At 61.5% G+C, this 13,590-nt stretch carries 11 protein-coding genes; 6 read left to right on the forward strand and 5 right to left on the reverse strand.

Going from position 1 to position 13,590, the window contains the following annotated elements:
* Positions 1 to 185 precede the first annotated feature (185 nt).
* Positions 186 to 1,091 carry a LysR family transcriptional regulator gene (locus ACWHVV_RS17830; protein WP_447927408.1) on the reverse strand — a complete coding sequence of 302 codons (906 nt, stop codon included), beginning with the start codon at positions 1,089 to 1,091 and terminating at the stop codon, positions 186 to 188.
* A gap of 116 nt (positions 1,092 to 1,207) precedes the next feature.
* Between ACWHVV_RS17830 and ACWHVV_RS17835 the strand changes: the two genes are divergently transcribed.
* Together ACWHVV_RS17835 and ACWHVV_RS17840 are read left to right on the forward strand one after the other, a co-directional pair.
* A complete protein-coding gene (locus ACWHVV_RS17835) occupies positions 1,208 to 1,804 on the forward strand; it encodes a flavodoxin family protein (protein WP_447927409.1) in 597 nt (198 codons plus the stop codon).
* 72 nt (positions 1,805 to 1,876) lie between these two features.
* Positions 1,877 to 2,941 carry an aldo/keto reductase gene (locus ACWHVV_RS17840; protein ID WP_447927410.1) on the forward strand — a complete coding sequence of 355 codons (1,065 nt, stop codon included), beginning with the start codon at positions 1,877 to 1,879 and terminating at the stop codon, positions 2,939 to 2,941.
* 82 nt (positions 2,942 to 3,023) lie between these two features.
* Here the strand turns inward: ACWHVV_RS17840 and ACWHVV_RS17845 are convergent, their stop codons facing one another.
* Both ACWHVV_RS17845 and ACWHVV_RS17850 read right to left on the reverse strand, forming a co-directional pair.
* On the reverse strand, positions 3,024 to 3,911 hold the full coding sequence (locus ACWHVV_RS17845) for a DMT family transporter (RefSeq protein WP_447927411.1): 888 nt from the start codon (positions 3,909 to 3,911) through the stop codon (positions 3,024 to 3,026).
* Positions 3,912 to 3,994: 83 nt separating this feature from the next.
* Positions 3,995 to 5,740 carry a sodium:solute symporter family protein gene (locus ACWHVV_RS17850; RefSeq protein ID WP_447927412.1) on the reverse strand — a complete coding sequence of 582 codons (1,746 nt, stop codon included), beginning with the start codon at positions 5,738 to 5,740 and terminating at the stop codon, positions 3,995 to 3,997.
* Positions 5,741 to 6,121: 381 nt separating this feature from the next.
* On the opposite strand from ACWHVV_RS17850, the gene ACWHVV_RS17855 reads away from it, so the two are divergent.
* Positions 6,122 to 6,358, forward strand: coding sequence for a hypothetical protein (locus tag ACWHVV_RS17855; protein WP_447927413.1), 237 nt, complete (start codon positions 6,122 to 6,124; stop codon positions 6,356 to 6,358).
* A gap of 102 nt (positions 6,359 to 6,460) precedes the next feature.
* Here ACWHVV_RS17855 and ACWHVV_RS17860 read toward each other — a convergent pair whose 3' ends face one another.
* Positions 6,461 to 7,753 carry an aromatic ring-hydroxylating oxygenase subunit alpha gene (locus ACWHVV_RS17860; protein ID WP_447927414.1) on the reverse strand — a complete coding sequence of 431 codons (1,293 nt, stop codon included), beginning with the start codon at positions 7,751 to 7,753 and terminating at the stop codon, positions 6,461 to 6,463.
* A gap of 380 nt (positions 7,754 to 8,133) precedes the next feature.
* Here ACWHVV_RS17860 and ACWHVV_RS17865 point away from each other — a divergent pair, with 380 nt between their 5' ends.
* The gene (locus ACWHVV_RS17865) at positions 8,134 to 9,240 is read left to right on the forward strand and encodes an FAD-binding oxidoreductase (protein ID WP_447554626.1); all 1,107 of its coding nucleotides are present in this window, start codon (positions 8,134 to 8,136) and stop codon (positions 9,238 to 9,240) included.
* A gap of 150 nt (positions 9,241 to 9,390) precedes the next feature.
* Here ACWHVV_RS17865 and fdhA read toward each other — a convergent pair whose 3' ends face one another.
* Positions 9,391 to 10,578, reverse strand: coding sequence for a formaldehyde dehydrogenase, glutathione-independent (gene fdhA, locus ACWHVV_RS17870; RefSeq protein WP_447927415.1), 1,188 nt, complete (start codon positions 10,576 to 10,578; stop codon positions 9,391 to 9,393).
* 384 nt (positions 10,579 to 10,962) lie between these two features.
* Between fdhA and glyA the strand changes: the two genes are divergently transcribed.
* Both glyA and ACWHVV_RS17880 read left to right on the forward strand, forming a co-directional pair.
* Positions 10,963 to 12,294 (forward strand): serine hydroxymethyltransferase, encoded by a 1,332-nt coding sequence (gene glyA / locus ACWHVV_RS17875; RefSeq protein ID WP_447927416.1) that lies wholly within the window; start codon positions 10,963 to 10,965, stop codon positions 12,292 to 12,294.
* A gap of 44 nt (positions 12,295 to 12,338) precedes the next feature.
* Positions 12,339 to 13,589 (forward strand): sarcosine oxidase subunit beta family protein, encoded by a 1,251-nt coding sequence (locus tag ACWHVV_RS17880; RefSeq protein WP_447927417.1) that lies wholly within the window; start codon positions 12,339 to 12,341, stop codon positions 13,587 to 13,589.
* The last annotated feature ends 1 nt before the right edge of the window (position 13,590 follow it).

Below are 13,590 nucleotides of genomic sequence, written 5' to 3' on the forward strand. Positions count from 1 at the left end.
CACCAAGCATCCATAGCGGTATAGAAAAAAGAACAGATCTATTTATTGGGCTGAATGGTCGCCTTTAGCCGATGGCAGCCTTTAGCAATGCCCTCTACCGGAGCCCATAAGCAGAACGTCTCGCAAACCTGCTGGCTCTTCCAGCCCAACAGCCGCCATGGCGTCTTTGCTAGCCATGCAAGCTGCTAATCGAAATAGGGCTCCAATACACGCTCGATCCACGTCATGAAGGCCCGCACGCGAGGGGAAAGGTTGCGCCGATGCGCGACCACCAGCCATGCCGCCAGCGGTTCGGGGCGTAGATCGGGCAGAACCTCCACCAGGTCGCCGCGTTCGATGTGGTGCGCAAGGGTCGAATAACCGGCCTGGATCAGTCCAAGCCCCGCCAGGCCCGCCGCATGATAGGTCTGCACGTTATTGACCTGCATCGCCCCAGGCAGGGCAAGTGACGCATAGCCATTCCCCTCCGGATATTCCCATCCCTCCAGTCGGGCGCCGAGGGTCGGCGCGTAGTGAACCATCCGGTGGCCCTGGGTGAGCAGGTCATCGAGGGTTTGCGGTGTGCCGTACTTTGCCAGATAGCCCGGGCTTGCCACGTTCACCATTCGCAACTTGCCAAGCGCGCGGGCGACCAGCCGGTCGTCGATGATGGGCCCGAGACGGATGACGCAATCGAACCCTTCCTGAACGAGATCGACCCGGCGATCCGTGCTGGACATCTCAAGTGCCAACTCAGGGTTCGCATCGAGCAGTTGCGGCAGCGCGGGGATCACGACGGTCTTTGCCAACTCGGTCGGCATATCGATGCGCAGCCTCCCCTTAAGAGGAGCATCGCTACTAGCGAACATGGACTGCACGTCCTGAGCCTCGGCCAGCAGGTCGCGTGCGCGTTCGTAGAAAGCACGGCCGTCTTCGGTCAACTGCACGCTGCGCGTCGTTCTGTGCAAAAGCGCCGCGCCCATCTCGCGCTCGATCCCACGAATCACCGTCGATACTCGCCCTTTCTGGACCCCCAGACTTTCCGCCGCACGCGTGAAGCTCAACATTTCCGCCACGCGGACAAATATCAAAAGGGCCTGGAGATTGGGCATTGTTCACCAAATAGATAACAGAGCGTTCAGATTGGGATGATTTATAGCGCATTGGACACTCAGTAGAGTAGCTCATGTCCTCCACCACACCATTACATCCCCATAAGAGAACCCTCATGAACTCAGATTCCATGCCTGTCCAAACGGTCATCGTGTATCACTCCGGCTACGGTCACACCACGCGCATGGCGGCGGCTGTCGCCGAAGGTGCAGGCACCGGCGCCGTATTGGTGGCCATCGACCCCGAGGGCCATATTGCCGACGATGCCTGGCCATCCCTCGCAGGCGCAGACGCCATTGTCTTCGGCTCGCCGACCTATATGGGCGGCCCTAGCTGGCAGTTCAAGAAATTCGCGGATGCCTCTTCCAAGCCCTGGTTCGAGGGCGCTTGGCAAAACAAGATCTTTGGCGGCTTCACCAACAGCGCGAGCCTCAACGGCGACAAACTCAACACGCTCGAGTATTTCGTCCTGCTCTCCGGGCAGCACGCCGGGATATGGGTTGGCCTGGATATCAAACCGGCGAACGCCAAGGCGTCGAAACGCGACGACCTGAACCGTATGGGTTCCTACATCGCCCCCATGGCGCAGACGCCGGCCGATGCGTCGCCGGAAGAGATGTCGCCAGGCGATCTGGAAACGGCCCGCCTGTATGGCGCGCGGGTCGCATTGATTGCCGGGCAGTTTCGAGCCGGGAAGTCTCAGCCCCTCTGAGCTCACTTCATGCCGGCGAGGTCCGCCCGGCGTCATGCTGACGTTGGAATCCACGAATTCGAAGGAGGCGCCATGAAATACAATCGACTGGGCCGTACGGGCCTTTATGTGTCCGAGCTGTGCCTGGGCACGATGACACTGGGTGGCAATGCGGACGCGGGCATGTGGGCGGCCATCGGGGCGGTGGATCAGGCTGACGCCAACGATTTGATTGCCCATGCGTTAGAGCAAGGAATCAACTTTATCGACACCGCCGATATTTACTCTTTCGGTCAGTCCGAGCGCATCCTGGGTCAGGCAATGAGAGATCTCGGCGTGCGGCGCAGCGACATTGTGCTGGCGACCAAGACGGCGGGGGTCATGGGGCCCAAACCCAACGATCAAGGGGCGTCGCGCGGTCATATCATGGATTCTGTTCAGCGAAGCCTGGAGCGTCTTCAGGTCGACCATATCGACCTTTACCAGATTCACGCCAGCGACCCCATCACCCCAATAGAGGAAACACTGCGGGCGCTGGATGACCTGACGCGCCAAGGGTTGGTCCGCTATGTCGGTGTCTCGAACTGGCACGCGGGCAAGATCGGCAAAGCGCTGGGGCTGAGTAGCGCGCTCAATGCCACACGCTTTGAGACACTCCAGGCCTATTACTCGATTGCCGGACGGGATATAGAGCGCGAACTGGTGCCGCTGGTTATCGAAGAGCAGATGGGGCTGCTGGTCTGGTCGCCGCTTGCCGGTGGATTACTCTCGGGGAAGTTCGGCCCGGGAGCATCGATTGAGGAGGGGGCCCGGCGCAGTACTTTCGACTTTCCACCCGTGGATCTGAATCAGGCCTGGCCCTGCATTGCCGAGATGCGCGCCATCGGGGACGCGCGGGGCATTTCCGTCGCCAGAGTGGCGCTGGCCTGGTTGCTTTCCAAACCCCATGTCACCAGCGTCATTATCGGCGCCAAACGCATGGATCAGCTCGACGATAACCTGGGGGCGGTCAATGTCACTCTTACGGACGAGGAGCTGGCGCGGCTGGAGGCCGTGAGTGCCTTGCCGCCTTACTACCCCGGCTGGATGGTGGATCATCAGGATGCCAGCCGCCGCCCTGACCCTTTCACGCCGCTGGGGTCGACGCCGCGACTGTGACACCCACCCTGGGTTGAATTGCATGTAGCCACCCAAAGAGCGCATCAAGCCCCCAGGTTCATAACGTAAAGTGGCAAGCGCACTACTTTCCAGCCACCCCCGGATACAACCTCAGCCGCTGGCGCTCTCGGCGCAGGCCAATCCAGGAGTGCAGCACCAGCACGGTAATGACCACCACCCCGCCGGCCAGCGTGGAGGCGGTGGGCTCTTCGCCAAGCAGCCACCACACCCAGAGCGTGCCCAGCGCGGTTTCCACCAGATAGAAAAGCGCTACTTCGGTGGAGGGCAAGTAGCGCGTGGCGCTGTTGATCAGCACGGTGGCCAGCGGCATTTGCACCAGGCCCATCAGCGCCAGTACGCCAAACTGCGGGGCGTTCAGCGCAAACGGTGCGGCCATGGGCAGCGCGAGCGCGGCCGATAGAAGCCCGCCCCCGGCGATCAGCGCGATACGGTCAAGACCTGGAAAGCGGCGCAACAGCGTGAGATTGCCCCCTACCGCGGCGGCGGCGGCGAGCGCGTAAAGATTGCCCAAAAGCATGCCCTGGGCGCCCTCACCCATGAACACCAGGCCCATACCGGCCATGCAGAGCGCAATGGCAATCAAAGTACGCAGCGCCACGCGCTCGCCCAAAAACACTCGTGACAGGATCGCGGCAAATAGCGGTGCCGAGCTCAGAATCACCACCACGTTGGCAACGTTGGCGTTCATTACCGCCAGCACGAAGAGTAGCGAAATCAGCCCCAGCAGAACGGACGAGGCGAGCGCTGCGAGCGGCGTGTCGCGCAGCGTGGCGAGGCGTTTACCGGAAAGGCAAAACAGCGCCAGCACACCCAACATCAGAAAACCGCGCCAAAAGACGATGGTCCACCCATCGGTATTGGCCAGGCGGATCAACAAACCGTCGAAACTGAGACACACCACGCCCAGCACCACGATGACCAGGCCGCGTTGATAAGCACTTGGCTGCATTGTTTTAGCTCCGGGTCGGTTAAAAAAACCAACCGCCCGCCATAAAGGCGGGCGGTTGGGCGGTAAGCGGACGTCCTTTGGTTTTAGCGGCTCGCCGCGACAGTTTGATGAGGAGCGCTTGGCGAGCGCGGGCGCACCAGCCAGAAGCCGACGCCGCCGGCCATCAATAACATGGCGCCGCAGCCAATAGCCAGCCCGTAAGCGCCCTGCACCGCCCCGGGCGCCACGCCAAACGGCTCGGCAAAGCCCGCCAGCGTGACCGCGTACTGCTGCCACAAAAAGATGCCGATCGCCACGCCGCAGAGCATGGTGCAAAGCGCGATCCAGCGGGTACCCGGCACCCAGCCGCGAACGGCCTCGGTATCAACGTCGTGCAGAAACGCGCGGTAGGTGTGCTCGGCTTGGCTGACGCGCGTGGCTTTAGAGGCAAGCGCAATGGCCACCAGCGCCATCAGCGTGCTGAGCAGTACCGGGTGCAGATACACCGGCAGGCTCAGCCACTCGGCCTGAACCATCAACGAAATCGCCACGTTACCGGCAAAGCCCACCGCCAGCCCCCAGCCAGCACCTGCGGCGGTGATCCGCTTGCTCCAGATGCTCAAAAGCGCCACCGGCCCCCAGGACGAAGCGAAGAGCGTCGCGGCAAACCACACCACGGCCATGACCGCCGGCGGCTGAAAAAGCGCCAGCACCAGCGCGACCAGCCCGGCAGCCAGCACCGCCAGGCGGCTTTTGCGCATCGCCGAGGCCTCGTCTTTCGAGGCGGCAAGAATGTCATTGGAGATGCTAAAGCCGATGATCGACAGAAAGGTCGAGCACGACGAGAGCCCGGCGGCGAACACGCCGGTCAAAATCACGATGCCAAGCCAGGTCGGCAGGATGTTGAGCGCCACCCAAATCATCGAGCGCTCCGGGTCCAGGCCCGGGTCGTACAGGTTGATCGCCGCCCCGGTCACCATCATCAGCGCGTAGAAAACGGCGAGTGCCACCGCGGTCAGCATGGCCGAGCGCATCACCACGTGCTCGTTGCGCGCCATCAGGTAGCGACTCGACTGCCAGGGGCTCGCCGCGAGCACCGCCGCCCACACAAGACCCAGCGTCAAACCCCAAACCAGCGCCTCGCCGGGGGTGGAGAAAGTAGCGTTCGGGCCTTCCAGCACGCCGTGCCACAGCGCGATATCGGGCTTGTCGGTTTGACTTAGAAGCCCTTCGATCACACCGCTGAAGCCGCCCAGGTCCTGAATCACATAGATCGATCCGCCTATTGCTGCCAGCGAAAAGATCACGAACATGATCGTGTCAGTGAGCATGACCCCGGGGGAGCCGGAGTAGAGAATAAAGCCAGTGTAAGTCGCCCAGACCAGTACCAGGCCCACCCAGTAGGGCATACCGGTCAGCTCGGCAAACATGATGCCCGCGCCCTGCATCACGCCCAAAAGGTAGGCGCCCAGGCCGATGATCGTGGTGAGCCCGGCAATGATTTGCACCCGACGCGAGGCGAAGCGCTTGCCGAAAAATTCCGGCACGGTATTCGCCTCGCTTCGGCGCAGATAGCGGCCAAACACCAGCGCGCCCAGCAAGCAGCCCGAGGTGCTGATCGCGGCAAAGATCAGCATGACGAAAGGATAGCCCTGGTAGGCAAACCCGGTTTCCCCCAGAAAGGCGCTGGTGCTTAGGTAGCTTGCCACCAGGGTGCCCAGAATGAAAAAGGTCGGTGCGTTGCGTCCAGCCACCAGGTAGTCATCCAGGCCCTTGACGCGCCGGCCGGCCAGATGCCCGATCACAAAGTAGCCGACCAGGCTCAACAGTATCGCGATGGTGTAAATCATAAGCGCAGCCGTAAGGTTATTGATGTTGTTAAGCGGGGTTGCCAAGCGCTTTCAAGACGCTTTACAGCATGATGCAGCGCTTTATAAGCGTACTCTTAGCTATTAGCGCCAGCGGCTGCCGGAATTACGACATACGCCAATGCACCTGCGAGAAAGGCAGCTCTGGGGCAAGCGACATCACCTTTTCACCCCTTGTTGTGCGCGGCACGCCTGTACCGGCCACGGCTTATAAAGCCTTGAGCCCGGCACCGAAACCCGGTTACCCAAAACCGACCTCGACGTAGCCAAAGACGCTGCCTATCGCGCACGTACAAAGCGACTTTGCGTACACTGAGCGCTTTAGCCTCGCTTGTCGCGACCCATTGATAAGAGGATGCAGCCATGATGATTGTCGAACTGATCGACGGTGATGACTTTCGTGCGCGGCTCGAGACGCTGGGGATCGCGCTCCCTCAGGATGCCGACCCGGACACCTGCGCCCGGATCGCGGCCAGCGCCCACCGCCAGCAGCCCGTCGATGGGTTACCCGCCTGCATTGAAGCGCTAAAAGCCCGGCAGGATATCGTGCTGCCCGAGGTCCGCGAGGCGGTCGAGCGTCATCTGGCCTTTGTCGAGTAGGCCAGTCGGCCGCCAGTGCTTGAAGGGATCTTGAAGGGATAGAAACGAAAAACCGGCGCCCCGCTAAGCGGGAGCGCCGGTAGGTAGGCAAAAAGCGGGCGGTTAGCCCTGGGCCTTGGCAAGCGTGAGTGAAACGCCCTCGCCGCCCAGGTTCTCCAGCATGCGCTCGGCGTACCAGTTGACGAAATCGATCACGCCGAACTCATAGGTTTCCGAGTACGGGCCGGGCTGGTAGGCCTTCGAGTTGATGCCGCGCTGGTTCTCTTCGGCAAGCCGGCGGTCCTGGTCGTTGGTGGCGTCCCACACCCGGCGCATGTTCTCCGGATCGTAATCCACGCCTTCGACCGCGTCCTTGTGCACCAGCCACTTGGTGGTCACCATGGTCTGCTGCGGGCCCAGTGGCAGCACGCGGAACACGATCGAGTGATCGCCCATGAAGTGGTTCCAGGAGTTGGGCAGGTGCAGAATGCGTAGCGACCCCATATCCGGGCTGGTCAAGCGGCCCATCAGCTTGCTGCAGGCGGGCTTGCCGTCCATGGTCATGGAGACCACGCCATCCAGAAGCGGCGTACGGGTGATGCGGTTGCGGCTACCAAAGCGCTTGAGCTGCCAGGGCACCTGCTCGCCGTTCCAATCTGACTGCTTGCGAAACACCAGGTCCTTGTATTTGTCCGTGGCCCGCGGGTCTTCGGTGTCGTCGAACTCCATCAGCGAGTTCAAAAGCTCCGGGTGAGCGCCGTTGCAGTGGTAGCACTCGCGGTTGTTCTCGAGCACCAGCTTCCAGTTCGCCTGCTCGACGATGCTCGACTCCACCGCCACCTTGACGTTGTCCATCTGGTAGGGCTCGAGGTAGTGCTCCAGCGTCACCAGGAAGTCGTCGATCGACGAGGGGTTCTCGCTTAAGTTGATGAACACGAAGCCGCCGGCGGTGCGTACGCTCACCGGCTTCAAGCCGAACTCATTCAAATCGAAGTCGCTGCCCATTTCGCTACCGGCGAACAAGAGACGCCCGTCGAGCTCGTAGGTCCACTGATGGTAGGGGCAGACCAGCTTGGCGACCTTGCCTTTTTCGGTGCTGCAAAGGCGCGAACCGCGATGACGGCAGACGTTATGGAAGGCGTGAATCTCGCCTTCGCCGCCGCGTACGATCACGACCGGGTTGTCGCCTATCTCGAGGGTCATGAAGTTGCCCTTGGCCGGAATCTCGCAGCTCATGCCGGCAAACAGCCACTCTTTCTCGAAGATCTCTTGCATGTCGAGGGCAAAAAGCCGCGCGTCGTTATAAAACGGCTGCGGCAACGAGTAGGTGCGCGCCCGAGACGTGAGCATCTCGATCGTCTCCTCACGCATGGCGGCCAGGGGGTCGTTCTGGGTGTAATCCGTCGTGTTGTTCATACCAGATATCCTTTTAAACCCGCCTCCCCTTGAGGGCGGCGACACAGTCATTGACCGAACGTAATTGTCTTGTTGTTTAAGTTGCGTGACCTGACGTTGTGCGGGCGCGCGGCGATGGCTACTTGTGGTTTGCCACTTATGAAAAGGATTGTGGTCCAGGGGTTTTGACGTCAATTATCTGCCGACGACACTGCGTAGCGTACCGACGACGCGAAAACGGATTTCTCACGCCCTTGAGGTGGCGCCAGATAAGTACGTGTCGCTAACAGGTAAGCTGGCCCGAAAGCGCGTACCCAGAATGCAGGCAATGGTGCTGGACCGTGCAGTGCAAGGACGGGCCGGTGAAGGCAACGCGATAGCACGGCCATATTGAGACGACGATGACAACGAACTATTTCAACCCCGTCACGACCCAGACCTGGACCAATGGCCGCCACCACGTGCGGTGCGTCAAGATCATTCAGGAAACCCCGGACGTGCGCACGTTCTGCTTCATGGCCGAGCAGCCCGTCATGTTTTTCTTCAAACCGGGCCAGTTCGTCACCCTGGAGCTCGAAATCGACAACCAGCCGGTGATGCGCTCCTACACCATCTCGAGCTCGCCCTCGATCCCCTACAGCTTCTCGATCACGGTCAAGCAGATACCGGGCGGCCAGGTCTCCAACTGGCTGCACACCAACATGAAAGTCGGCGACGAGCTGGTGGTCCACGGGCCGGTGGGTAACTTCAACTCCATCGACTTCCCCGCTGACAAGGTGCTGTTTCTCTCCGGCGGCGTGGGCATCACGCCGTTGATGTCGATGACGCGCTGGTTCTTCGACACCAACACCAATGTGGACGTCGAGTTCATTCATAGTGCCCGGGCGCCCAGGGACGTGATCTATCACCGCGAGCTTGTGCACATGTTCTCGCGGATCCCCGAATTCAAACTGCATATCGTCTGTGAGAAAAAAGACGATATCGGTGAGGCCTGGGCGGGCTATCGGGGCTTTTTGACCCAGCCCATGCTCGAAATGATGGCCCCGGATTTTCTCGAGCGGGAGATTTTCTGCTGCGGCCCGGTGCCCTACATGAACGCCATCAAGGCGATTCTGCGGGCCAACAACTTCAACATGGACCACTACCACGAAGAGCTTTTCGGCGCCACGCCGGTCGACGTTCAAGAAGACGTCAAGGAGCTTGCCGAGCAAGCGGAAGTGGAAGCCGAGCTTGCCGAGCCCGAAGACCTTCTCAGCGTCGAGTTCGCCCAGTCGAACAAGAGCGTGCGCATTCAGCCTGGCGAGACGGTCCACGCCGCCGCGGCCAAGCTTGGGCTACATATTCCCAAGGCGTGCGGTATGGGGATCTGCGGCACCTGCCGAGTGCAGCTCAAGTCCGGCGACGTGGAGATGGAGCACAACGGCGGTATCACCGAGGAGGATATCGAAGAGGGTTATATTCTCAGCTGCTGCAGTCGGCCCAAGAACAGCCTGGTGGTGGATTTCTAAGTCACTACGCTCAAAGGTCGCAACTCAAAGGACGCAAAGCGGATACCACCTCGTGGTATTCGCTTTTTTATGCCCATATCCTGCTGGAACCAAAGATAAAAAAACGCCCGCGGCAGTGGCCGCAGGCGTTGGACGAGACGAGGAGACGCGTTAAGCGACGCCGAGCAGCCCGTGCGGGTCGAGCACGAACTTGCTGGCTACGCCCTGATCGAACTGCTCGTAGCCCGCTGGCGCGTCCTCGAGCGAGATCACCTGGGCGTTGACGATCTCGGCGATGTTCAAACGGCCGTGCAAAATCGCCTGCATCAGTTGGCGGTTGTACTGCACCACCGGGGTCTGGCCGGTATGAAACGAAAGGCCCTTGGCCCAGCCCTGGCCAAAGCGCAGGCTAAGGCTTCCGGTTTGCGCGGCTTTTTCCGTCGCGCCCGGGTCTTCGGTCACGTAAAGGCCCGGAATACCTATGGAGCCGCCTTCGCGGGTAATGTCCATCATCTGGTTGAGCACCACCGCGGGCTGCTCTTTGCCGCCGTGACCGATCGCCTCGAAGCCCACCGCGTCGATGGCGCTGTCCACGCTCGGCTCGCCGACCACGGCGGCGATCATTTCGCCCAGGCGGTCGTGGTTGTTCAAATCGATCGGCTCGAAGCCCATCTTGCGCGCGTGCTCCAGGCGGTCCTTGTTAAAGTCGCCGATCATCACCACCGCCGCCCCCAGCAGGCGCGCCGAGGCGGCCGCGGCCAAACCGACCGGGCCCGCGCCGGCCACATACACCGTGGAGCCCGCGCCAACGCCGGCTTTTAAAGCGCCGTGAAAGCCCGTGGGCAGGATGTCGCTCAACATGGTCAGGTCGCGAATCTGGCTCATGGCCTGGCCCCGGTCCGGGAACTTCAAAAGGTTGAAGTCCGCGTAGGGCACCATGACGTAGTGCGCCTGACCGCCGACCCAGCCGCCCATGTCGACGTAACCATAGGCGCCGCCGGCGCGGTCGTCGTTGACGTGTAAGCAAAGGCCGGTATGGCCCTCTTTACAGGTACGGCAGCGCCCGCAGGCGACGTTGAACGGCACCGAGACGATATCGCCGATGCCCAGGAATTCGACGCCCTTGCCCTTCTCGATCACCTCGCCGGTGATCTCGTGGCCCAGCACCATGCCGGTCGGGGCGGTCGTGCGCCCGCGCACCATGTGCTGGTCGGAGCCGCAGATGTTCGTTGAAACCACTTTCAGGATCACACCGTGATCGATGGGCTTGCCATTGGGGGTTTCCATTTTCGGGTAGGCGATATCCTGTACGTCGACCTTCCCGTCGCCGATATAAACAACACCACGATTATTGGACATGGGACATCCTCTTTTCCAGGTGCCGCGCGGCCGTGACCACGCTGCATCGTTATTCTTGAAGAAAACTGGCGTACTTGGCGCGGCGACACAAGCCGGTGCTTGTCAGAAACCCGCCAAAGAGCATTAGCTTGCTGCCCCAGCATGGTCTATTAGCCGACGCGAAAGTTACTCACAGACGACATCGAACGGTAGCTGGACGACCTCTTTTACCCCGCGACACGATTTTTCAGCGAATGTCGCAAATACGCCGAGCGGTGACGTCGGCAAGCATCCTGGGGGCGAGGCCCGGCGATACTATCGCGGCAGGATAGCGTCAAACGGTAGTCAAAATACCGGCGCTAACAGACTCTCAGACCGAATAGAGCGACTAGCCTGGAGCACTCGATGTCACACAATAATTTTCTTTCTGATGCCCGTCTGGCCGACTACGACACAGCCCTTGCCTCGGCAATCGCTGAAGAAACGTCGCGCCAACAAGCCCATATCGAGCTGATCGCCTCGGAAAACTACACAAGCCAGGTGGTGATGGAAGCCCAGGGCACGCAGCTGACCAACAAGTACGCCGAAGGCTACCCGGGCAAGCGCTACTACGGCGGCTGCGAGTTCGTCGACAAGGTCGAAGCACTCGCCATCGAGCGCGCCTGCAGCCTGTTCGGCGCCAACTACGCCAATGTGCAGCCGCACTCCGGCGCCCAGGCCAACGCGGCGGTCTTCATGGCGCTGGTCAAGCCTGGCGACACCATTCTGGGCATGAGCCTGGCCCACGGCGGCCACCTGACCCATGGTGCGGCACCGAATTTCTCTGGCAAGCACTACAACGCTATCCAATACGGCCTGGTCGAGGGCACCGGCGAGATCGACTATGAAGAAGTCGAGCGTCTGGCCCGCGAGCACCAGCCGAAAATGATCATCGCCGGCTTCTCGGCCTATTCCCGCGTGGTCGACTGGCGCCGCTTTCGCACCATCGCCGATGAAGTAGGCGCTTACTTGATGGTCGACATGGCCCACGTTGCCGGTCTGGTCGCCGCGGGCCTCTACCCAAGCCCGCTACCCCACGCCCACGTGGTGACCACCACGACCCACAAGACACTGCGCGGCCCGCGCGGTGGCCTGATCCTCTCCGACGACGGCGACGAGGCGCTTTACAAGAAGCTCAACGGCGCGGTTTTCCCGGGCCAGCAGGGCGGCCCGCTCATGCACGTCATCGCCGCCAAGGCCGTGGCGTTCAAGGAAGCGATGAACCAGGACTTCGTCAACTACCAGCGCCAGGTCATCGTCAACGCCCAGGCCATGGCGCGGGTGTTCGTCGAGCGCGGCTTCGACGTCGTCTCCGGCGGCACCGACGATCACCTCTTTTTGGTCTCGCTGATCAAACAGGGCGTAACCGGCAAAGACGCCGACGCCGCGCTTGGCCGCGCGCACATCACGGTCAACAAGAACAGCGTGCCCAACGACCCACAAAGCCCGTTCGTCACGTCGGGCCTTCGCATTGGCACCCCGGCGGTGACCACCCGCGGCATGAATGAAGCCGACTGCGAACACCTGGCCGGCTGGATCTGCGACATTCTCGACGTGCTTGCCGATCAAAAAGATACCACTGAGGTGGAGAACCAGGTGCGCGACAACGTCTCTGAGCTGTGCGCCCGCCATCCGGTGTACGGCCAGGCCCAAACCCAGGGCGAGCAGGCTACCGAAAGCGCCACTTCCATCGCTTAACGATCGCCGCGGCGGGCTTTCCGGCGCCGATTCAGGAGAGATTTATGCAACGTTATTCCGGCTTCGGATTGGTCAAACATGCGCTCGGCCATCACGAGAACTGGGAGCGCCAGTGGCGCAATCCCGAGCCAAAAAAACGCTATGACGTGATCATCGTCGGCGGCGGCGGCCACGGTTTGGCCACCGCCTACTACCTGGCCAAGGAGTTCGGCGTCAAGAACGTCGCCGTGGTCGAAAAAGGCTGGCTGGGCGGCGGCAACACCGCGCGCAACACCACCATCGTGCGCTCCAACTACCTGTGGGACGAAGCCGCCAGGCTTTACAACCACTCCCTCGACTTGTGGAAAGGCCTTTCCCAGGATTTGAACTACAACGTCATGTTCTCCCAGCGCGGGGTATTGAACCTGGGCCACACCCTGCAGGACATGCGCGACATTCAGCGCCGCGTACACGCCAACCGCTTGAACGGCGTGGATAGCGAAGTGGTGACCCCGCAGCAGATCAAGGAGATCGAGCCGGAGCTGGATATCTCCAACCGCGCGCGCTATCCGATCATGGGGGCCTCCTGGCAGAAAAGCGCGGGCGTTGCCCGCCACGACGCGGTGGCCTGGGGCTACGCCCGCGCCGCCGACGCCCTGGACGTGGATCTTCTCCAGAACACCGAAGTCACCGGCTTCAAGATTCGCGACGGCAAGGTGCTGGGCGTGCACACCAACCGCGGCGACATCGAAGCCAATACCGTGGGCTGCGTGGCGGCGGGTAACTCCGGGGTGCTGGCCAACATGGCGGGCATCAAGCTGCCGCTCGAGTCCCACCCGCTGCAGGCGCTGGTTTCCGAGCCGCTCAAGCCGGTGCTCAACACCGTCACCATGTCGAATCACGTGCACGGCTACGTTAGCCAGTCCGACAAGGGCGATTTGGTCATCGGCGCGGGTATCGACGGCTACGTGGGTTATGGCCAGCGCGGCAGCTACCCGACCATCGAACACACCCTGCAGGCCATCGTCGAGATGTTCCCGATGTTCTCGCGGGTGCGCATGAACCGCCAATGGGGCGGCATCGTCGATACCTGCCCGGACGCCTGCCCGATACTTTCGAAAACGAAGGTGAAGGGGCTTTATTTCAACTGCGGCTGGGGCACCGGCGGCTTCAAGGCCACCCCCGGATCCGGCCACGTGTTTGCGGCAAGCCTGGCCAAGGGTGAAATGCACCCGATCGCCGCGCCTTTCTCCATCGACCGCTTCCACACCGGCGCGTTGATCGACGAACACGGCGCCGCCGGCGTTGCGCACTGAG

It is taken from the genome of Vreelandella sp. EE27 (genome assembly GCF_968206495.1).

What these genes read in the sequence shown, in the direction of transcription:
- ACWHVV_RS17830 (WP_447927408.1), bottom strand. Translation starts at nt 1,091, where the DNA reads ATGCCCAATCTCCAGGCCCTTTTGATATTTGTCCGCGTGGCGGAAATG.
- ACWHVV_RS17835 (WP_447927409.1), top strand. Translation starts at nt 1,208, where the DNA reads ATGAACTCAGATTCCATGCCTGTCCAAACGGTCATCGTGTATCACTCC.
- ACWHVV_RS17840 (WP_447927410.1), top strand. Translation starts at nt 1,877, where the DNA reads ATGAAATACAATCGACTGGGCCGTACGGGCCTTTATGTGTCCGAGCTG.
- ACWHVV_RS17845 (WP_447927411.1), bottom strand. Translation starts at nt 3,911, where the DNA reads ATGCAGCCAAGTGCTTATCAACGCGGCCTGGTCATCGTGGTGCTGGGC.
- ACWHVV_RS17850 (WP_447927412.1), bottom strand. Translation starts at nt 5,740, where the DNA reads ATGATTTACACCATCGCGATACTGTTGAGCCTGGTCGGCTACTTTGTG.
- ACWHVV_RS17855 (WP_447927413.1), top strand. Translation starts at nt 6,122, where the DNA reads ATGATGATTGTCGAACTGATCGACGGTGATGACTTTCGTGCGCGGCTC.
- ACWHVV_RS17860 (WP_447927414.1), bottom strand. Translation starts at nt 7,753, where the DNA reads ATGAACAACACGACGGATTACACCCAGAACGACCCCCTGGCCGCCATG.
- ACWHVV_RS17865 (WP_447554626.1), top strand. Translation starts at nt 8,134, where the DNA reads ATGACAACGAACTATTTCAACCCCGTCACGACCCAGACCTGGACCAAT.
- fdhA (WP_447927415.1), bottom strand. Translation starts at nt 10,578, where the DNA reads ATGTCCAATAATCGTGGTGTTGTTTATATCGGCGACGGGAAGGTCGAC.
- glyA (WP_447927416.1), top strand. Translation starts at nt 10,963, where the DNA reads ATGTCACACAATAATTTTCTTTCTGATGCCCGTCTGGCCGACTACGAC.
- ACWHVV_RS17880 (WP_447927417.1), top strand. Translation starts at nt 12,339, where the DNA reads ATGCAACGTTATTCCGGCTTCGGATTGGTCAAACATGCGCTCGGCCAT.